This is a genomic window from Streptomyces sp. NPDC051662 (assembly GCF_040681655.1).
Classification (GTDB): Bacteria; Actinomycetota; Actinomycetes; order Streptomycetales; family Streptomycetaceae; genus Streptomyces.
In genome coordinates this window covers 1-19,196 of sequence record NZ_JBFAZD010000030.1, presented here as the reverse complement: position 1 = coordinate 19,196, position 19,196 = coordinate 1, and the positions used below count along the sequence as shown (strand labels likewise).

The following is a 19,196-nucleotide window of genomic DNA, read 5'->3' as shown; positions in this document are numbered from 1 at the left end:
AGCGGCCGGACCCGCCCCGAGGCAGATCCGGCCGCTCCCCTGCTCCTGCTCGTACTCCTACTCCTACCCGCTCAGCTACTTCACCGGCTGAGGTTCCGGATCCGGGTCCGGCGCGCTCTCCCGCTCCTCCGAGCCCTCCGGCCCCGCCGGCGTCCGTACCGAGTCGAGCAGCAGCTGCGCCACGTCCACGACCTGGAGGGACTCCTTCGCCCGGCCGTCATTCTTCTTGCCGTTGACCGAGTCGGTGAGCATCACCAGACAGAACGGGCAGGCCGTCGACACGATGTCCGGGTTCAGTGAAAGAGCCTCGTCCACCCGCTCGTCGTTGACGCGCTTGCCGATCCGCTCCTCCATCCACATCCGCGCGCCGCCCGCGCCACAGCAGAAGCCGCGCTCCTTGTGGCGGTGCATCTCCTCGTTCCGCAGACCGGGCACCTTCGCGATGATCTCGCGCGGCGGCGTGTAGATCTTGTTGTGCCGGCCCAGGTAGCACGGGTCGTGGTACGTGATCAGACCCTCGACCGGCGTGACCGGGACCAGCTTGCCCTCGTCCACGAGGTGCTGGAGCAGCTGCGTGTGGTGGATGACCTCGTACTCGCCGCCGAGCTGCGGGTACTCGTTCGCGATCGTGTTGAAGCAGTGCGGGCAGGTCGCGACGATCTTCTTGGCCGACTTCGGCTTCTTCGTCGAGGCGTCGTCATCGTCCTCCCCGTACGCCATGTTCAGCATCGCCACGTTCTCCTGGCCGAGCTGCTGGAACAGCGGCTCGTTGCCCAGGCGGCGGGCCGAGTCACCCGTGCACTTCTCGTCGCCGCCCATGATCGCGAACGTGACGCCCGCGATGTGCAGCAGCTCCGCGAAGGCCTTGGTGGTCTTCTTGGCCCGGTCCTCCAGCGCGCCCGCGCAGCCGACCCAGTACAGATAGTCGACCTCCGTCAGGTCCTCGACGTCCTTGCCGACGACCGGTACCTCGAAGTCGACCTCCTTCGTCCACTCCAGGCGCTGCTTCTTCGCCAGACCCCAGGGATTGCCCTTCTTCTCCAGGTTCTTGAGCATGGTCCCGGCCTCGCTCGGGAAGGCGCTCTCGATCATCACCTGGTAGCGGCGCATGTCGACGATGTGGTCGACATGCTCGATGTCCACCGGGCACTGCTCCACACACGCGCCACAGGTGGTGCAGGACCACAGCACGTCCGGGTCGATGACGCCGCCCGTGGCGAAGCCGCTCTCGGATTCGGCCTCCAGCGTCCCGATCAGCGGGCGTTCGGCCTCCGCGAGGGCCGCGGCGGGCACCCCGGCCAGCTGCTCCTCGGTGGCCTTCTCCTCGCCCTCCATCGTCTTTCCGCCGCCGGCCAGCAGATACGGCGCCTTGGCGTGGGCGTGGTCGCGCAGCGACATGATCAGGAGCTTCGGGGAGAGCGGCTTGCCCGTGTTCCAGGCCGGGCACTGCGACTGACAGCGACCGCACTCCGTACACGTGGAGAAGTCGAGGATGCCCTTCCAGGAGAAGTGCTCGATCTGGGAGACGCCGAAGACGTCGTCCTCGCCCGGGTCCTCGAAGTCGATCTCCTTGCCCGCGCTCGTCATCGGCTGAAGGGCGCCGAGGGCCGTCCCGCCGTCCGCCTCGCGCTTGAACCAGATGTTGGGGAAGGCGAGGAAACGGTGCCAGGCGACGCCCATGTCGGTCTTGAGCGCGACCGTGATCATCCAGATGAAGGACGTCGCGAGCTTGATCAGCGCGACCAGGTAGACCAGGTTCTGCAGGGTGCCGAGGCTGAGCCCGTCGAACGCCGCGACCAGCGGGTACGAGACCAGATACGCCGCCTGGTACGAGTCGACGTGGTGCAGCGCGCCCTCCAGCCCGCGCAGGACCAGGATCGCCAGGCCGATGATGAGGATGACGGCCTCGACGAAGTACGCCTGGCCGAAGTTGGAGCCCGTGAAGCGGGACTTGCGGCCGGCGCGGCTGGGGAGCGAGAGCTGCCGGATGACGATCAGGGTCAGGATGCCGAGCGTCGTGAGCAGACCGATGAGCTCGACGAAGACCTCGTACGGCGTCCAGTTCCCGATGACAGGCAGCAGCCAGTCGGCCTTGAAGAGCTGCCCGAAGGCGTTCACCAGGGTCAGTACGAGCGAGAAGAAGCCGATGGCGACGAACCAGTGCGCGACGCCGACCACGCCCCAGCGGTTCATCCGGGTATGGCCGAGGAACTCCTTGGCCACGGTCAGGGTGCGCTGGGCGGGCTCATCGGTCCGCGTGCCCGCGGGGACGGGCTGGCCGAGCCGTACGAAGCGGTAGATCTGCGCGATGGCTCGGCCGAACAGCGCCACACCGACGACGGCGAGTACCAGCGACACGATGATCGCGGCGAGTTGCATTGGGGGCTCCTCGGGCCTGCGAGGGTGGGAAATCGGCCCACTCTTCCACGGGCTTCTGCGTTACGGGGACGGGCTACTGGCGTGCTGCTGCTTACCAACCACCGGTGCTGCCGGCTGTTGCTGTTCACTCGTGCTTACTAAGCGGTAACTTAATCGTTTCGTGCTGAGGTTACCCACTTATCCAGCCGCAATGTAGCGGCGAAGCCGGTGATCTGCGTCGCTCAGGGGGCCCTCAGGGAAATCTGGCCGCCCTCAACGCGCGTCCGGGCGTGCGGGCGAGGATCGAGAGGTCCAGGCCGATCCAGTGGTGCTCCACATAGTGCTGGTCGAGCAGCGGTGTCTCGTCCCACGGCAGCCCCGAGTGGCGCCGTACCTGCGCGAGACCGGTCAGGCCGGGCCGTACGAGCTGACGCCAGGGCGCCGACCCCGCGGGGGAGCCGGCCTTCAGGGGCGCCGGCCCCACCAGGGACAGCTCGCCGCGTACGACATGGGGCAGCCGGGAGAGCAGGTCGAGCCGGAACAGACGGGTGCGCAGGGAACTCAGCAGGAAGGGGTGGCCGTTGAGTCCTGTGCGGTAGTCGCGTACGAAAACGCCCCCGGCCGGCCGGGACAGCGCGAGGGCGAGGGTGGCCGCCCCGAGCAGGGGCGCGGTCAGCACCAGGAGGGCCGAGCCGAGGGTCAGATCAAGCAGGCGCTTGGGCTCCGGGAGGTGGGGCGGGCGCCATGCCGGGGGGCGTCGCTTCAAGATCACACCTGACCGTTCTGTTCGCTATATCTGCTCTATTGCATTCAGGGGTAGTTCGTTAATTTTGGTGCTTTTGCCACGGAACGATCGCATGGTGGAGGTGCCGGGATCGGGTAAGCGGGCCCCTCAGGCGCGTCCGGCGGCGCCCGGAGAGCCGGGCCGCGCACGATAGTTGAGTCCCATCGACTCAGGTCCTTTGACTCCCTGGGATCTGTGATGCATCCTTGAGCCAGTTCCACTCAAGTCAGCTGGAGGAATCGAAATGGCACGTGCGGTCGGCATCGACCTGGGCACGACTAACTCCGTCGTCAGCGTTCTCGAAGGCGGCGAGCCCACCGTCATCACCAACGCCGAAGGCGCCAGGACCACGCCGTCCGTCGTCGCCTTCGCCAAGAACGGCGAGGTGCTCGTCGGCGAGGTCGCCAAGCGCCAGGCAGTCACGAACGTCGACAGGACCATCCGGTCGGTCAAGCGCCACATGGGCACCGACTGGAAGATCAACCTGGACGGCAAGGACTTCAACCCGCAGCAGATGTCGGCCTTCGTGCTGCAGAAGCTGAAGCGGGACGCGGAGTCGTACCTGGGCGAGAAGGTCACCGACGCGGTGATCACCGTCCCCGCGTACTTCAACGACTCCGAGCGTCAGGCCACCAAGGAGGCCGGCGAGATCGCGGGCCTCAACGTGCTGCGTATCGTCAACGAGCCGACGGCGGCGGCCCTGGCCTACGGGCTCGACAAGGACGACCAGACGATCCTCGTCTTCGACCTCGGTGGCGGCACCTTCGACGTCTCGCTGCTGGAGATCGGTGACGGCGTCGTCGAGGTGAAGGCCACCAACGGTGACAACCACCTCGGTGGTGACGACTGGGACCAGCGTCTCGTCGACTTCCTGGTGAAGCAGTTCGCCAACGGCCACGGCGTGGACCTCTCCAAGGACAAGATGGCTCTCCAGCGTCTCCGCGAGGCCGCGGAGAAGGCGAAGATCGAGCTGTCGTCGTCGTCCGAGACCACGATCAACCTGCCGTACATCACGGCGTCCGCCGAGGGCCCGCTGCACCTCGACGAGAAGATCACGCGCTCGCAGTTCCAGCAGCTGACCGCGGACCTGCTCGACCGCTGCAAGACCCCGTTCCACAACGTCATCAAGGACGCCGGCATCCAGCTGTCCGAGATCGACCACGTGGTGCTCGTGGGCGGTTCGACGCGTATGCCCGCCGTCGCGGAGCTCGTCAAGGAGCTGACCGGTGGCCGCGAGGCCAACAAGGGTGTCAACCCCGACGAGGTCGTCGCCATCGGCGCCGTGCTCCAGGCCGGTGTCCTGAAGGGTGAGGTCAAGGACGTCCTGCTCCTCGACGTCACCCCGCTGTCCCTCGGTATCGAGACCAAGGGCGGCATCATGACCAAGCTGATCGAGCGCAACACGACGATCCCGACGAAGCGTTCGGAGATCTTCACGACGGCCGAGGACAACCAGCCGTCCGTGCAGATCCAGGTCTACCAGGGCGAGCGCGAGATCGCGGCGTACAACAAGAAGCTCGGGATGTTCGAGCTGACCGGTCTGCCGCCCGCGCCGCGCGGTGTGCCGCAGATCGAGGTCGCCTTCGACATCGACGCCAACGGCATCATGCACGTGGCCGCGAAGGACCTCGGCACCGGCAAGGAGCAGAAGATGACCGTCACCGGTGGCTCCTCGCTGCCGAAGGACGAGGTCAACCGGATGCGCGAAGAGGCCGAGCAGTACGCGGACGAGGACCACCGCCGCCGCGAGGCCGCGGAGACCCGCAACCAGGCCGAACAGCTCGTCTACCAGACGGAGAAGTTCCTCAAGGACAACGAGGACAAGGTTCCCGGCGACATCAAGACCGAGGTCGAGACGTCCATCGCCGAGCTGAAGGAGAAGCTCAAGGGCGAGGACACCGCCGAGATCCGTACCGCCACGGAGAAGGTCGCGGCCGTCTCCCAGAAGCTCGGCCAGGCGATGTACGCCGACGCCCAGGCGTCCGGTGCGGCCGCCGGCGGTGCCGAGGCCGGTGCGGGCGCCGGACAGGCCAAGGCCGAGGACGATGTCGTCGACGCCGAGATCGTGGACGACGAGAAGCCCAAGAAGGACGGTGCGGTGTGACGGAGGAGACCCCGGGCTTTGAGGAGAAGCCCGACGTTCCCTCCGGCGCGACCCCCGAAGATGCCGCGTCGAAGGGCGCCGAGTCCGACTCCGCTGCGGAGTCGGGCCCGGCGGCCCCGGGCGGGGACGTACAGGAAGTCGCCCTGACGGCGCAGCTGGACCAGGTCCGTACGGCGCTCAACGAGCGCACCGGGGACCTCCAGCGGCTCCAGGCCGAGTACCAGAACTACCGCCGCAGGGTGGAGCGCGACCGGGTCACGGTCAAGGAGATCGCTGTCGCGAGTCTGCTGACCGAACTGCTGCCGGTCCTGGACGACATCGGCCGGGCGCGCGACCACGAGGAACTGGTCGGCGGGTTCAAGTCGGTGGCCGAGTCGCTGGAAGCGGTCACGGTGAAGCTGGGCCTCCAGCAGTTCGGCACGGAGGGCGAGCCCTTCGATCCGACGATTCATGAGGCCCTGATGCACTCGTACGCGCCGGATGTCACGGAGACGACGTGCGTCGCGATCCTCCAGCCTGGGTACCGGTTCGGCGAGCGGACTATCAGACCCGCCCGGGTCGCGGTGGCCGAGCCCCAGCCGGGGGCCCAGCCCAAGGCCGCGGACGAGGGCGCCGAGTCCGCCGACGACAAGGAGAGCGGTGGCCCGGACGAGGGCTGACGCGGCGGTGGGCAGTGGGGTAGCAGGCGGAGAGGAGGGACGTCGGGAATGAGCACGAAGGACTTCGTGGAGAAGGACTACTACAAGGTTCTCGGCGTCCCCAAGGACGCCACCGAGGCCGAGATCAAGAAGGCGTACCGGAAGCTCGCGCGCGAGTTCCACCCGGACGCCAACAAGGGCGACCTCAAGGCCGAGGAGCGCTTCAAGGAGATCTCCGAGGCGAATGACGTCCTCGGGGATCCCAAGCGGCGCAAGGAGTACGACGAGGCGCGCGCCCTCTTCGGCAACGGCGGGTTCAGGCCCGGTCCCGGCGCCGGGGGCAACGGCTCGTTCAACTTCGACCTCGGGGACCTCTTCGGCGGCGGCCCCGGGGGCAGCCAGGGCGGACCCGGCGCCGGCGGCTTCGGCGGCGGGCTCGGGGACGTCTTCGGCGGGCTCTTCAACCGGGGCGGCACCGGGACCCGTACGCAGCCGCGCCGCGGCCAGGACATCGAGTCCGAGGTGACGCTCAGCTTCACCGAGGCGGTCGACGGGGCCACGGTCCCGCTGCGGATGTCCAGCCAGGCGCCCTGCAAGGCGTGTTCTGGCACCGGCGACAAGAACGGCACCCCACGGGTCTGCCCGACCTGTGTGGGCACGGGACAGGTCTCGCGCGGCAGCGGCGGCGGCTTCTCGCTCACCGACCCCTGTGTGGACTGCAAGGGGCGTGGGCTGATCGCCCAGGACCCGTGCGAGGTCTGCAAGGGCAGTGGGCGTGCCAGGTCCTCCCGGACCATGCAGGTCCGTATCCCGGCGGGCGTCAGTGACGGGCAGCGGATCAGGCTGCGCGGCAAGGGCGCTCCGGGCGAGCGCGGCGGCCCCGGCGGCGACCTGTATGTCGTCGTCCATGTCGACGCCCATCCCGTCTTCGGCCGCAAGGGCGACAACCTCACGGTCACCGTGCCCGTCACGTTCTCCGAGGCGGCGCTCGGCGGCGAGGTGAAGGTGCCGACCCTGGGCGGTCCCGCGGTCACCCTCAAGCTTCCGGCGGGGACACCCAACGGCCGTACGATGCGCGCCCGCGGCAAGGGCGCGGTGCGCAAGGACGGCACCCGTGGCGACCTGCTGGTCACCGTCGAGGTCGTTGTCCCCAAGGACCTCGACGCGCCCGCGCGGGACGCGCTGGAGGCCTACCGGAAGGCGACCGCGGACGAGGACCCGCGGGCGGAGCTGTTCCAGGCGGCGAAGGGAGCATGACCTCATGGACGGGCGGCGGCGGCAGTCTTCATCGTTCACCCGGGCGTATCAGCTGACCGAGGAAACGCCGGTGTACGTCATCTCGGTGGCGGCACAGCTCTCCGGGCTGCACCCGCAGACGCTCAGGCAGTACGACCGCCTCGGTCTGGTCTCCCCGGACCGCACGGCGGGCAGGGGACGCCGCTATTCGGCCCGTGACATCGAGCTGCTGCGCCAGGTGCAGCAGCTGTCGCAGGACGAGGGCATCAATCTGGCCGGCATCAAGCGGATCATCGAGCTGGAGAACCAGGTCGCCGCTCTCCAGGCGCGGGTCGCCGAGCTGTCGGCGGCGGTGGACGGCGCGGCGACGGCGATGCGGCAGCGCGAGGCGCAGGTGCATGCCTCGTACCGCCGGGATCTGGTGCCGTACCAGGATGTGCAGCAGGCGAGCGCGTTGGTGGTGTGGCGGCCCAAGCGGCCGACGGACTGAGGACGGCCGACCGACTGAGCACGGCGCCGACGGACCGAGCCCGGCCGACGGACCGAGCGTGCTTCCCGCGGTCCCGGCGGCTCGCGTCAGTCCAGCCTGCGTTCCTCCGCCGCCGCCTCGGAGCCCCACCACACGCCGAGGGCGAACAGCGTGTCGACCCCCACGGCCTCGTAGAGCTTGTTCAGATCGGTGTTGACGGTACGGAGGCTGACTCCGAGCTCGCTCGCGATCTGCTTGAGCGCGCGCCCCTCCCGCAGCTTGTTGAGGATGCGGCGGGACCGGCTGGTGGTCAGCGTCTCCTGCTCCCGCCGCCGGAAGCGCCCGCCCATCCAGGGCTCGGCCCGTTCCCACTGCTGCTCGTAGACATGGTGGAAGAAGGCGAGCATCCCGGGGTGCGTCACCTTGAAGGCGACGTCCCTGTTGGGTTCGCCCCGGTGATCGGCGATCACGGCGACCTTGTTGTCCACCAGGATCATGCGCTCGAAGTCGGTGGCGAGGGTACGTATCTCCGCGCCGTGTCCGCTCGCCGCCGTGGCCCATTCCTTCTCCCCGGGCCTGGTGCGAGCGGTATTCGGATAGAGAGTGCGGTAGGCGACCCCTCGCTGGAGGACCGCCACATCGGCCAGGAGCGCCTTGCGCAGCGTATCCGCCTTTCTGTCCTGCGGATGCGCCGTACAGATCTGTGAAGTCGCGGAATTCGTCGCCTGAACGATGGCGGCGTTGACGAGCTCGATTCGGTCGAGGAATTCGATGCCGTTTCCGCTCGGCGACTCGATATTTCTCATCTCGCGGTGCAGCTCGGAGAGCCGGCGCATGCGCTGAAGATGATGGGCGATGCCCGCGCGCTCCTCGGCCAGCGCGGTCTGCTCCGCGTGCCACAGGTCCGCCGAACTCCACCGGTCGTCATGCGGGTTGTGCACCGCCAGGCCCAGAGCGGCCAGTTCCGTCAGCCCGGGTTCCGCGCCCGTGACCTGTTCGCCCTGAATGAGCCGGCGCAGCAGGGCGTGTGTTTCCTCTGATATGTCGAGCGATGCTTCGTTGTGCAACGCTATGTCGGATTTCATATGTCCCTCCTGCGAGCTTCCGCAGTGCACATCAGTGCAGGCGTCTTTCGCTTGATCCGCGCGGGCCGGCCCCGCATTCTACAGAGAGTGACGGAAGGTACCGGAAGGCGACATAGTGCGCCCGGACGGAATTGAGGCGCCCCTTCGCGGGGGCCGCCGGGGGCGGCTGAATGGCAATTCCTGAGTTAATCCGACTCGGCGCCCTGGTCCAGGATTCCCGACTGCGCGATGAGATATCCGAGTTGGGCGCGGCTGCCGCTGCCGAGGGTGGTGGCGAGTTTGGCTATGTGCGCGCGGCAGGTGCGTACGTTCATCCCGAGGCGGCGGGCGATGGCCTCGTCCACGTACCCCTCGATGAGGAGTTTGGCGATGGACCGCTGGACGCCGGTGATGCCGACGGGCGTGGGTTCGTAGGAGACCTGTTCGGTGAGCGGGGTGGCGCGGCGCCACAACTGCTCGAAGACCTGCGCGAGATAGTCGACGAGCCCCGGGTGGCGCAGTTCCAGCGCGACCTGCCGGTCGGAACGGGCCGGTATGTAGGCGACGGTGCGATCGAAGACGATCAGCCGCTCGATGAGTTCTTCCAGCGTCCGTATCTCCACCTTGCCCTCGGCCAGCCGCTCCGCGTAGGCGAGTGTGCCCTGGCTGTGCCGGACGGTGTGCTGGTAGAGGGTGCGGATGCTGACACCGCGGTCCACCACGGAACGGCCCCGCTCCAGGGCCTGGGCGAGCACATGCGCGCTGCGCCCGCCACCGGGCTGCACGGTGAGTACTTCGGTCCGGCATTCGGCGGTGGAGAGGTCGAGCGCGGCGTTGATCCGGCTGTCGCCCTCCAGGACGGTGATCGCGTGTGTGGTGGGCGGGTCCTGGGCGCTGATGGTCATGAACGGCTCGAAAGAGTCGGTCAGTTCGACGGCGAAGTGCCGGCGTTCCTGGATCTCGCGCTCGATGGGGTGAAGGCGCTGTGCGAGTGCCGCGGAGGGCGGAACTGGGCGTAGCCAGTCGGCATCATCGGGATCGGGGTGGAGGAGGGGGAATTCCATGAGGCAGGGAGCCGCCGCGGCTTCACTGCGGGCGATCCGTCCGGAGCGCAACGCGCTGGCGTAAATCCGTCTGCCGTCATCACACAGCTCAGTCACAGCGTGGGGATGTGTCTGTTTTGTGTTGTTTGCTAGCAAAGCTCCACCCCCCAGGGTCCTGAACATACAGGAACATGATGCCTCGTCCCGGTGGTGTTGACGTGTCCGGGTGAGACATCGTCTAGATGGCGGGGGAGAGGAATCCATCAAGTGAGGACGAAGCCGACTATGTACAAGAGAATGCTTCGCGCGGTGGTTGTCACTGCTTTCTCTGCGGCTCTGGCCTATGGTGCGCTGGGTGTTGGGGCGGACATTGGCTGGAACCCAACGCCTGCCGGATCTGTCGCCCAGGGTGTGGAGTCGGGCGACATCGGGTGGAAGTCGGGCGACATCGGGTGGGGCGCGCCTGCCGCATCCGGGGACTCGGGTGACATCGGCTGGGGCCTGAAGGCCGCTGGATCCACTGCTGTGAGTCCGGGGTCCGGTGACATCGGCTGGGTGGCCCCGCAGGCAACTCCAAAGGACATCGGCTGGATCGTCACGTCGGCCGACACCAGCGCATGACTGTCCCGCCGGACGACCGGGTCTTCCGGCGCGAGATGGCCACGGCCTACCGGTCGGGGTGGCACTTCATCGATCTCGTCACCGCTATTCCTCATCGCGGCGACTCGCTGATGGTCACCCTCTTCGGAGAGCCGATCGTCGTCGTACGCGAGGAGGACGAGGACGTCCGTGCCTACCGCTGCCTTCGGAGGCCGCGGGGGGCTCCGCAGCCGGTCCGGTGCGCCATCCGATACGACATGATCTTCGTCAACCTCGACCAGCGTGACCACCAGCTGGTCGGGTCGAATACCACCATCGCCACCCCCCGCAGTGCCTGAGCGATTCCCCCGTCGTTGTAAATCGCTCAGGCGCTTCCCCCACACAGCGGCGCCATCGTGGACCTGAAACACGATGGCGCCGTTGTGCTGTCCGCGTCCGTTTTCGCGCCGGACTCCGCGGCCCCCGCCGACTTCCCGGCCCAGGCGGCCATGGCGGCCTTCGCGGCCGGGCCCGGGGCCCTCACGGTCAGACGCGGCCGAGCGCCCGTTCCAGGGCGATCTCGATGACCACCCGATCCGGGTTGGGTCTCGGCGCGCGCTCGTAGCGCTCCTCGTAACGGCTCTCGGCGTCCGCGACCACCTCCGGCTCCGTACGGACCGTCGCGCGGCCCTCCAGCGTCGCCCAGTGGCCCCTCTTGACCTGACACACGGCCACCCGCGCGCCCTCCGGTCCCGCCGCCAGGATGTTGGCGACCTTCGTGCTGTTCTTGTTGGTGATGACACGGGCGAGTCCGGCCGCCGGGTCATACGTCACGCCCACCGGCACCACATGCGGACTGCCGTCCGGGCGCAGGGTGGTCAGGGTGCATACGTGGCGCTCGCTCCAGAAGGCGAGAAAATCGGGGCTGGGATCGCGTACGTCGTGGGCCATGCCGGAAGCCTAGAGCCGCGGACGCCCCGGGCCGGGCAGGGCATGGAAACCCTGGGAGTACGGCCCCGTTTCAGTCTTGAGTGGCATAGACTCAACTTTGCGCACGTTCTCAGTGTCAGGGTCGGACGGAGACCCGAGGTCTGTGCAGGAGAGGAGAGGGCGTACGTGGACGCCGAGCTGACCAACAAGAGCCGGGATGCGATCAATGCCGCCACCAACCGGGCCGTGGCGGCCGGGCATCCCGATCTGACCCCCGCGCATCTGCTGCTCGCGCTGCTGGAAGGCCAGGACAACGAGAACGTCACCGACCTGCTGGCCGCCGTCGAGGCGGACCAGGTCGCGGTACGGTCAGGAGCGGAGCGGCTGCTGGCCGCGCAGCCCAGCGTGACCGGTTCCACGGTCGCGCCCCCGCAGCCCAACCGCGAGCTGCTCGCCGTCATCAACGACGCGGCTCAGCGGGCCAAGGAGCTGGGGGACGACTACCTCTCCACCGAGCACCTGCTGATCGGCGTCGCCGCCAAGGGGGGCCAGGCCGGGGAGGTGCTCGACCAGCAGGGGGCGGGCGCCAAGAGACTGCTTGACGCGTTCGAGAAGGCAAGGGGAGGGCGCCGGGTGACCACACCCGACCCGGAGGGTCAGTACAAGGCCCTGGAGAAGTTCGGTACCGATTTCACGGCCGCCGCCCGCGAGGGCAAGCTCGACCCGGTCATCGGCCGGGACCAGGAGATCCGGCGCGTGGTGCAGGTGCTGTCACGCCGTACGAAGAACAATCCGGTGCTGATCGGCGAGCCAGGCGTCGGCAAGACCGCCGTCGTCGAGGGGCTCGCACAGCGCATTGTCAAGGGCGACGTGCCGGAGTCACTGAAGAACAAGCGGCTGGTTTCGCTGGACCTCGGTGCGATGGTGGCGGGCGCGAAGTACCGCGGTGAGTTCGAGGAGCGGCTCAAGACCGTCCTCTCCGAGATCAGGTCGAGCGACGGCCAGATCATCACCTTCATCGACGAGCTGCACACCGTCGTGGGCGCGGGCGCCGGCGGCGACTCCGCCATGGACGCCGGGAACATGCTCAAGCCGATGCTGGCCCGCGGCGAGCTGCGGATGGTCGGCGCGACCACACTGGACGAGTACCGCGAGCGGATCGAGAAGGACGCGGCGCTGGAGCGGCGCTTCCAGCAGGTGCTGGTCGCCGAGCCGACCGTCGAGGACACCATCGCGATCCTGCGCGGGCTCAAGGGCCGGTACGAGGCCCACCACAAGGTGCAGATCGCGGACGCGGCGCTGGTCGCCGCCGCGACGCTCTCCGACCGTTACATCACCTCGCGCTTCCTGCCCGACAAGGCCATCGACCTGGTGGACGAGGCGGCCTCCCGGCTCCGGATGGAGATCGACTCCTCGCCCGTCGAGATCGATGAACTCCAGCGCTCCGTCGACCGCCTCCGTATGGAGGAGCTGGCGCTCAAGAACGAGTCCGACCCCGCCTCCAAGCAGCGGCTGGAGAAGCTCCGTCGCGACCTCGCCGACCGCGAGGAGGAGCTGCGCGGCCTCAACGCACGCTGGGAGAAGGAGAAGCAGGGCCTCAACCGCGTCGGTGAGCTGAAGGAGCGCCTGGACGACCTGCGCGGCCAGGCCGAGCGCGCACAGCGCGACGGCGACTTCGACACCGCCTCCAAGCTGCTGTACGGCGAGATCCCCGGCCTGGAGCGCGAGCTGGAGGAGGCCGCCGAGGCCGAGCAGGAGGCCGCCAAGGACACGATGGTCAAGGAGGAGGTCGGCCCGGACGACATCGCCGATGTGGTCGGCTCCTGGACCGGCATCCCGGCCGGCCGGCTGCTGGAGGGCGAGACACAGAAGCTGCTGCGCATGGAGCAGGAGCTGGGCAGGCGGCTGATCGGCCAGAGCGAGGCGGTCCAGGCCGTGTCCGACGCGGTACGCCGTACCCGCGCCGGAATCGCCGACCCCGACCGCCCCACCGGCTCCTTCCTCTTCCTCGGTCCGACCGGTGTCGGCAAGACCGAGCTGGCCAAGGCGCTCGCGGATTTCCTCTTCGACGACGAGCGGGCCATGGTCCGTATCGACATGAGCGAGTACGGCGAGAAGCACTCCGTGGCGCGGCTCGTCGGCGCGCCTCCCGGCTATGTCGGCTACGAGGAGGGCGGCCAGCTCACCGAGGCCGTGCGCAGGCGCCCGTACTCGGTGGTGCTGCTGGACGAGGTGGAGAAGGCGCACCCGGAGGTCTTCGATGTGCTGCTCCAGGTCCTGGACGACGGCCGGCTCACCGACGGCCAGGGGCGGACGGTGGACTTCCGTAACACCATCCTGGTGCTGACGTCGAACCTCGGCAGTCAGTACCTGGTCGAGCCGACCACCTCCGAGGAGACCAAGAAGCAGCAGGTCCTTGAGGTGGTACGGACCTCCTTCAAGCCGGAGTTCCTTAACCGTCTCGACGATCTGGTGGTCTTCTCCGCCCTCTCGCGGGACGAACTGGCCCATATCGCCAAACTCCAGATCGACCGGCTGGCCCGCCGCCTCGCGGAACGCCGGCTCACCCTGGACGTCACCCCCGCGGCGCTGGAATGGCTGGCCGACGAGGGCAACGACCCGGCCTACGGCGCCCGGCCACTGCGCCGACTGGTGCAGACCGCGATCGGCGACCGGCTCGCGAAGGAGATCCTCGCGGGCGAGGTCACGGACGGCGACACGGTCCGGGTGGACCGCTTCGAGGACGGCCTGATCGTGGGTGCGGCGACGACCGCGGCGACGGGGACGGCGACGGGGACGGAGTCCGGCAAGACGCTGTGAGCGTCCGGGACGCGGGGGCCGGCACGCGCGTGACCGCGCACCGGCCCCTCCGGGCGCCATGTGTGCCTTGTTCGCCGGATCGGCGGGCCGGGGTTGCCAGGGCCTCCCCGCTATGGGGGAGGATGGCAGGAACCGTACGAAGGGAAATTCACGGTGAGCATCGACCCGTCCTCGATTCCGAATTTCGGGGGCCAGCCCCAACCGCAGGGTGCAGGACCGGCGGGCCCCGTCGTCCCCGACCAGGATCTGGTCAAGCAGCTCCTCGAACAGATGGAGCTGAAGTACGTCGTCGACGACGAGGGTGACCTCGCGGCGCCGTGGGAGGAATTCCGTACGTACTTCATGTTCCGCGGCGAGGACGACCAGCAGGTCTTCTCGGTGCGGACGTTCTACGACCGGCCGCACCCGATCACGGACAAGGCGAAGGTCCTCGACGCGATCGACGACTGGAACCGCCGCACCCTGTGGCCCAAGGTCTACACCCACATCCACGAGGAGGGCGACGGTCCCCCCACCGTCCGGCTCATCGGCGAGGCCCAGATGCTGATCGGCATGGGGGTCAGCCTGGAGCACTTCGTGTCGTCCACGGTCAGCTGGGTGCGCGCGTCGATCGAGTTCGACAAGTGGCTCATCGAGCAGCTGGGCCTGGAGCCGGGCGACGAGAAGCCCGAGGACGCCTGAGCCCAGCGCACCGCGCCGAACGAGAGCCCGGCCGGCGCCGCGATCGTCCGTGATCGCGGCCCTGAGCCGGGCTTTCGCGCGGACACGCCCTACAGCCGGCGCAGCCGTGACACGGCCTCCTCCAGAACGTCGGTCCGTTTGCAGAACGCGAACCGTACGAATGGCGCGCCCTGCTCCCGGTGGTCGTAGAAGACGGCGTTGGGGACGGCGACCACGCCGCACCGTTCCGGCAGGGCGCGGCAGAAGGCGAAGCCGTCGCTCTCCCCGAGCGGCCGGATGTCGGTCGTCACGAAGTAGGTGCCGGCCGGCCGGTAGACCTCGAAACCGGCCGCCGCCAGACCCGCCGAGAGCAGATCGCGCTTGGCGCGCAGCTCGGCGCGCAGCGCTTCGAAGTAGCTCTCCGGCAGCCGCAGGGCCTCGGCGATCGCGTACTGGAACGGGCCCGACGCCACATACGTCAGAAACTGCTTGGCCGAGCGCACCGCCTTCACCAGCTCCGGCGTTCCCGTCACCCACCCCACCTTCCAGCCGGTGAACGAGAAGGTCTTGCCCGCGGAGCTGATCGTCAGGGTCCGCTCGCGCATACCGGGGAACGAGGCGAGCGGGATGTGCTCGCCCTCGAAGACCAGGTGTTCGTACACCTCGTCGGTGACCACCAGCAGATCGCGTGCGACGGCGAGTTCCGCGACGGCGGTCAGCTCCTCGCGGCTGAGGACGGTGCCGGTGGGGTTGTGCGGGGTGTTGAGGAGGATGAGGCGGGTGCGGTCGGTGACGGCGTCCCGCAGCTCGTCCAGGTCCAGGTGGTACGCGCCGTCCCGGGGGCGCAGGGTGACCGGTACGCGGGTGCCGCCCGCCATGCCGATACAGGCGGCGTACGAGTCGTAGTACGGCTCCAGCGCGACCACCTCGTCACCCGGCTCGACGAGGGCGAGCAGCGCGGCGGCGATCGCTTCGGTGGCGCCCGCCGTGACCAGGACCTCGGTGTCCGGGTCATGGGCCAGTCCGTAGCGCTCCAGCTGGTGTCCGGCGATCGCGGCGCGCAGTTCCGGGATGCCGGGGCCCGGCGGGTACTGATTGCCCTTGCCCTCGCGCAGCGCCCGTACCGCCGCCTCCCTGACCTCCTCGGGGCCGTCGGTGTCGGGGAAGCCCTGGCCGAGGTTGATCGCGCCGGTGCGTACGGCCAGCGCCGACATCTCCGCGAAGATCGTGGTACCGCCGAGCCATTCTTTGGTCATGGCCGCCATCCTGTGCCGAACCTCTGGACTTGCTCAAGTCGGCTTTGGCCGCGGGGCGCCCGGGGGACACCCACATCACGCGAGAAGTTCACGCGGGAGGTTCACGCAGGAAGCCGGTCAGTGCGGAGCCGGTCGCGCGACGGCGCGGGGCTTCGTTACGGGGGAACAGAAGGACGGTGAGGACGATGGTGGGCGTAGGAGTGGTGGTCGTACTGATCGCGGTCGCGTTCGTCGGGGTCGTGGCGAGTGTGGGCAGCAGGGACAAGCGCAAGAAGCCGCGGGTGAAGGTGAAGAACCGGGCATCGAGCACCTCGCTGAAGAAGAAGGGCGCCAGGCGCCGTGCCGACGGCAGTTGGTGGGCCGGCGGCGGCGGTGGTTCGTCGTGCGGCGGTGGGAGTTCCTCGTGCGGCGGTGGTTCGTCGTGCGGGGGCGGTTCGTCATGTGGCGGTGGCGGGGGTTGCGGCGGGGGAGGCAGCTGACACGGGGCAGCTGATCCGCGGTCACGACCATGCCCGGTGGGAACGAACTCCCGCCGGGCATATCCGTGTTGGAGGCGCCGGCCGTTCGGACGGCGGCCCGGCGGGCCTTCACCGTCCCTTTTCGGTTGAACAGTTGAACCCTTGGGCCCCCGACGGGATGGAAACCCCTTCAAGTTGGGTAAAAACACTGTGAGCGTCGCGTACTTCGTGATTCCCTCGCTGTTGAGAGCTTCCAGCCCTCGGACCTGATACGGAACCGAGCAGGCGATCTCCCCCCACAAGCCACTCGCACATCGTCCGGGACATCCCCGGTTCACCCGTCAAGCGTGTTTGCGGAGCCGACCCATGCTCACCACCCTCAATACCGCCTACACCGACACCCGCGCCGCTGATCTGGCCTGGGCGTTGGGCCGGGAGCCGGTCCCCGCCCTGGCCGTCCTCGACCTCGATCTCGCGGGCGCCGGGCTCCAGCTGAGACTGCTCGGCGCCTCTCACCAGGTGATTCTGGAGGAGGAGCGCGGCACCTGCTCCGAGACCGTCGCCTGTATCCCGGGCAGCAGCACACCGCTGCCACTCGGCGTCTCGAAACGGCTCGGGGACTGGGAGTACGAATTCGCCGCCCGCGTCGAGACGTTGTCCCAGGGTTCGTTCGCCGGGCGCGCGCAGGAACTGCTCGCGCTGGTGGCCGACCACCCGAACGGATTAGCGGGGACATTCCCCGGCGCCCCGAACGCCTTCACCGCGATGCTGGCACAGCGCGACGGCGGGCAGGTCCGATGGCGTACCTGGCATGCGTATCCACAGGAAGGCCGCCTGGTCGTTACCCGGACGCGGGTGGGGGTCCGTATGCCTGCCGTGCTGTAGATGCACCCGTGTGGGTGACAAACCGCAATGAATTCGTGACGTAGCGTTACGAACATGATCGAGCAGTCCGTGTCCTCGCCGCCCCGGGGCGGCGTGCGGCTTCCCGTGCGCGCGGGCGCCGGGCGTTACGTGATCCTCACCGTGGTCTTCATCTGCGCCGCGTGCGGCCTGGTGTACGAGCTGGAGCTGGTCGCGCTCGCCTCGTATCTGATCGGGGACTCCGTCACGCAGGCCTCGGTCGTCCTCTCGGTGATGGTCTTCGCGATGGGCGTCGGCTCGCTGCTCGCCAAGCGGCTGCGGTGCCGCGCCGCGTTCGGATTCGGGCTGCTGGAAGCGGCGTTGGCGCTCCTGGGCGGCCTGTCCGCACTCGTGCTGTACGCGAGCTTCATATGGCTGGGGGAGTCCCGCTACGCACTGGTCGGCTTCTCGCTGGCCATCGGTGTCCTCATCGGCGCGGAGATTCCGCTGCTGATGTCGCTCATCCAGCGGTTCTCCCGCCAGGACGCGGAGGGAACGGTCGCGGATCTCTTCGCGGCCGACTACGTGGGCGCGCTCGTCGGCGGGCTCGCCTTCCCGTTCCTGCTGCTGCCCTGGCTCGGCCAGCTGACGGGCGCGCTGCTCACCGGCGCGGTGAACGCGGTGGCGGGGGGCGGGCTGGTGCTCTGGCTCTTCCGGCGCGATCTGAGGCCGCGCTCACGCTGGGTGCTGGTGATCGTCAATGTGCTGGTGCTGGCCCTGCTCGGCACGGCGGCCGTCCTGGTGGACGACTTCGAACGAGCGGCGCGGCAGGCCGTCTACGGCGACCAGGTGCGGGTCGCCGTCCATACAGGCGCCCAGGAAGTCGTCATCACGGGCGGGCGGAGCAGGCCGTTGGAGCTGTACCTCGACGGGCGGCTGCGGGTCAGCGCGCGCGACGAGTTCCGCTACCACGAGGCGCTGGTGCATCCCGCGATGCGCGGCCCGCACGCGCGGGTGCTGATCCTGGGCGGGGGCGACGGACTGGCCGCGCGTGAGGTCCTGCGGTACCGGGACGTCCGCGAGGTCACGGTGGTCGAGCTGGACCCGGGCGTCGTCCGGCTGGCCCGCACGGATCCGGCGCTGCGGGAGCTGAACGGGGAGGTGTTCGGGGACGGGCGGGTGAGGGCGGTGTACGCGGACGCGTTCACGTGGTTGCGGGGAGCGGTGGACGCCGGAGGCGTCGGGGGCGGGCCGTACGACGTGGTCATCTCGGATCTGCCGAATCCCGGCGTGACGGCGAGTACGAAGCTCTACTCCGAGGAGTTCTACGGCCTGGCCACGCGCGTGCTGGCGGACGGCGGGCGGCTGGCGGTGCACGCGGGGTCGCCGGAGGCGGAGCGGCATACGTACTGGACGGTGGACGCGACGTTGCGGGCGGCGGGGTTCGGGACCACGCCGTACCACGCGACGGGGTGGCCGTCGGGCTTCGCGGCGGGCCCCGACCGGGTCAAGGACGGCACACCGGCCGTGAGCGACTGGGGGTTCGAACTGGCGGAGGTGGGCGCGACCCCGCCCCTGGGGCTGGCGCGGGACGCGCCGAGGCTGCGGTCGCTGGAGGGGGCGATGCTGGTGGCGGGGGCGCGGGGGGTGGAGCGGACGCGGGTACGGGGGCTGCCGCCGTCGACGCTGGTGCATCCGCGGTACGGGGGGTAGCGCCGTCCGGCGGTGCGCCTTCCGGTGGGGGGTCGTGGTGCGGGGCGGGGCGCCTTCCGGCGGGGGGTCGTGGTGCGGGGTGCGGTGCGCCTTCCGGCGGGGGGTCGTGGCGCGGGGTGCGGTGCGCCTTCCGGCGGGGCGCCTCCGGCGCGGGGTGCGTTGTGGTGCCGGGGGTCGGGGCCTCCGGAGGTACATGTCCGGACGGCATGATTTACGGCGCGACTCTGCCCTGTCGTTGGTT

16 protein-coding genes are annotated in these 19,196 nt (G+C 69.0%); 10 read left to right on the top strand and 6 right to left on the bottom strand.

Annotation, left to right across the window (positions count from 1 at the left end):
* Nucleotides 1–75 precede the first annotated feature (75 nt).
* Together AB0M67_RS34265 and AB0M67_RS34260 are read right to left on the bottom strand one after the other, a co-directional pair.
* On the bottom strand, nt 76–2,379 hold the full coding sequence (locus AB0M67_RS34265; protein WP_365751479.1) for a (Fe-S)-binding protein: 2,304 nt from the start codon (nt 2,377–2,379) through the stop codon (nt 76–78).
* Between the two features lie 232 nt (nt 2,380–2,611).
* On the bottom strand, nt 2,612–3,124 hold the full coding sequence (locus AB0M67_RS34260) for a sugar transferase (protein ID WP_365751478.1): 513 nt from the start codon (nt 3,122–3,124) through the stop codon (nt 2,612–2,614).
* Between the two features lie 262 nt (nt 3,125–3,386).
* Here AB0M67_RS34260 and dnaK point away from each other — a divergent pair, with 262 nt between their 5' ends.
* The 4 genes from dnaK to AB0M67_RS34240 are packed head-to-tail and all read left to right on the top strand — an operon-like array spanning nt 3,387 to nt 7,610.
* Entirely contained in the window at nt 3,387–5,246 is a 1,860-nt protein-coding gene (gene dnaK, locus AB0M67_RS34255; protein ID WP_365751477.1) for a molecular chaperone DnaK, read from the top strand.
* The gene (grpE, locus tag AB0M67_RS34250; RefSeq protein WP_365751476.1) at nt 5,243–5,905 is read left to right on the top strand and encodes a nucleotide exchange factor GrpE; all 663 of its coding nucleotides are present in this window, start codon (nt 5,243–5,245) and stop codon (nt 5,903–5,905) included. The genes dnaK and grpE overlap by 4 nt, the downstream gene beginning before the upstream one ends.
* Nucleotides 5,906–5,953: 48 nt before the next feature.
* Nucleotides 5,954–7,141 (top strand): molecular chaperone DnaJ, encoded by a 1,188-nt coding sequence (dnaJ, locus tag AB0M67_RS34245; RefSeq protein WP_365751475.1) that lies wholly within the window; start codon nt 5,954–5,956, stop codon nt 7,139–7,141.
* A 4-nt stretch (nt 7,142–7,145) separates the two neighbouring features.
* Entirely contained in the window at nt 7,146–7,610 is a 465-nt protein-coding gene (locus tag AB0M67_RS34240) for a helix-turn-helix domain-containing protein (protein WP_030353175.1), read from the top strand.
* Between the two features lie 86 nt (nt 7,611–7,696).
* On the opposite strand, the gene AB0M67_RS34235 is transcribed toward AB0M67_RS34240, so the two are convergent.
* Together AB0M67_RS34235 and AB0M67_RS34230 are read right to left on the bottom strand one after the other, a co-directional pair.
* On the bottom strand, nt 7,697–8,674 hold the full coding sequence (locus AB0M67_RS34235; RefSeq protein ID WP_365751474.1) for a LuxR C-terminal-related transcriptional regulator: 978 nt from the start codon (nt 8,672–8,674) through the stop codon (nt 7,697–7,699).
* A 185-nt stretch (nt 8,675–8,859) separates the two neighbouring features.
* Entirely contained in the window at nt 8,860–9,879 is a 1,020-nt protein-coding gene (locus tag AB0M67_RS34230; protein WP_326611189.1) for a helix-turn-helix transcriptional regulator, read from the bottom strand.
* Nucleotides 9,880–10,313: 434 nt separating this feature from the next.
* Here AB0M67_RS34230 and AB0M67_RS34225 point away from each other — a divergent pair, with 434 nt between their 5' ends.
* Nucleotides 10,314–10,634, top strand: coding sequence for a hypothetical protein (locus tag AB0M67_RS34225; protein ID WP_030353182.1), 321 nt, complete (start codon nt 10,314–10,316; stop codon nt 10,632–10,634).
* A gap of 187 nt (nt 10,635–10,821) precedes the next feature.
* Here the strand turns inward: AB0M67_RS34225 and AB0M67_RS34220 are convergent, their stop codons facing one another.
* Nucleotides 10,822–11,226, bottom strand: a complete 405-nt coding sequence (locus AB0M67_RS34220; RefSeq protein ID WP_365751473.1) for a TIGR03618 family F420-dependent PPOX class oxidoreductase — start codon at nt 11,224–11,226, stop codon at nt 10,822–10,824.
* A gap of 165 nt (nt 11,227–11,391) precedes the next feature.
* Between AB0M67_RS34220 and clpB the strand changes: the two genes are divergently transcribed.
* Both clpB and AB0M67_RS34210 read left to right on the top strand, forming a co-directional pair.
* A complete protein-coding gene (gene clpB / locus AB0M67_RS34215; protein ID WP_365751472.1) occupies nt 11,392–14,025 on the top strand; it encodes an ATP-dependent chaperone ClpB in 2,634 nt (877 codons plus the stop codon).
* A gap of 153 nt (nt 14,026–14,178) precedes the next feature.
* Entirely contained in the window at nt 14,179–14,706 is a 528-nt protein-coding gene (locus AB0M67_RS34210) for a YbjN domain-containing protein (protein WP_365751471.1), read from the top strand.
* A gap of 89 nt (nt 14,707–14,795) precedes the next feature.
* On the opposite strand, the gene AB0M67_RS34205 is transcribed toward AB0M67_RS34210, so the two are convergent.
* A complete protein-coding gene (locus AB0M67_RS34205; protein ID WP_365751470.1) occupies nt 14,796–15,941 on the bottom strand; it encodes a pyridoxal phosphate-dependent aminotransferase in 1,146 nt (381 codons plus the stop codon).
* A 185-nt stretch (nt 15,942–16,126) separates the two neighbouring features.
* Between AB0M67_RS34205 and AB0M67_RS34200 the strand changes: the two genes are divergently transcribed.
* The 3 genes from AB0M67_RS34200 (at nt 16,127) to AB0M67_RS34190 (ending at nt 18,955) form a co-directional block, all read left to right on the top strand.
* Entirely contained in the window at nt 16,127–16,420 is a 294-nt protein-coding gene (locus tag AB0M67_RS34200) for a hypothetical protein (RefSeq protein ID WP_365751469.1), read from the top strand.
* A gap of 345 nt (nt 16,421–16,765) precedes the next feature.
* Nucleotides 16,766–17,284: a DUF2617 family protein gene (locus AB0M67_RS34195; protein WP_249953143.1), complete on the top strand. Its 519-nt coding sequence runs from the start codon at nt 16,766–16,768 to the stop codon at nt 17,282–17,284.
* Nucleotides 17,285–17,338: 54 nt separating this feature from the next.
* On the top strand, nt 17,339–18,955 hold the full coding sequence (locus tag AB0M67_RS34190; protein ID WP_365751468.1) for a polyamine aminopropyltransferase: 1,617 nt from the start codon (nt 17,339–17,341) through the stop codon (nt 18,953–18,955).
* Nucleotides 18,956–19,196: the final 241 nt, after the last annotated feature.

Excerpts from the sequence above, each read along its gene's own strand:
- AB0M67_RS34200 (WP_365751469.1), top strand. The coding sequence starts at position 16,127 with ATGGTGGGCGTAGGAGTGGTGGTCGTACTGATCGCGGTCGCGTTCGTC.
- dnaJ (WP_365751475.1), top strand. The coding sequence starts at position 5,954 with ATGAGCACGAAGGACTTCGTGGAGAAGGACTACTACAAGGTTCTCGGC.
- AB0M67_RS34195 (WP_249953143.1), top strand. The coding sequence starts at position 16,766 with ATGCTCACCACCCTCAATACCGCCTACACCGACACCCGCGCCGCTGAT.
- AB0M67_RS34240 (WP_030353175.1), top strand. The coding sequence starts at position 7,146 with ATGGACGGGCGGCGGCGGCAGTCTTCATCGTTCACCCGGGCGTATCAG.
- AB0M67_RS34220 (WP_365751473.1), bottom strand. The coding sequence starts at position 11,226 with ATGGCCCACGACGTACGCGATCCCAGCCCCGATTTTCTCGCCTTCTGG.
- AB0M67_RS34235 (WP_365751474.1), bottom strand. The coding sequence starts at position 8,674 with ATGAAATCCGACATAGCGTTGCACAACGAAGCATCGCTCGACATATCA.
- AB0M67_RS34205 (WP_365751470.1), bottom strand. The coding sequence starts at position 15,941 with ATGACCAAAGAATGGCTCGGCGGTACCACGATCTTCGCGGAGATGTCG.
- AB0M67_RS34230 (WP_326611189.1), bottom strand. The coding sequence starts at position 9,879 with ATGTTCAGGACCCTGGGGGGTGGAGCTTTGCTAGCAAACAACACAAAA.
- AB0M67_RS34225 (WP_030353182.1), top strand. The coding sequence starts at position 10,314 with ATGACTGTCCCGCCGGACGACCGGGTCTTCCGGCGCGAGATGGCCACG.
- dnaK (WP_365751477.1), top strand. The coding sequence starts at position 3,387 with ATGGCACGTGCGGTCGGCATCGACCTGGGCACGACTAACTCCGTCGTC.
- AB0M67_RS34265 (WP_365751479.1), bottom strand. The coding sequence starts at position 2,379 with ATGCAACTCGCCGCGATCATCGTGTCGCTGGTACTCGCCGTCGTCGGT.
- AB0M67_RS34190 (WP_365751468.1), top strand. The coding sequence starts at position 17,339 with ATGATCGAGCAGTCCGTGTCCTCGCCGCCCCGGGGCGGCGTGCGGCTT.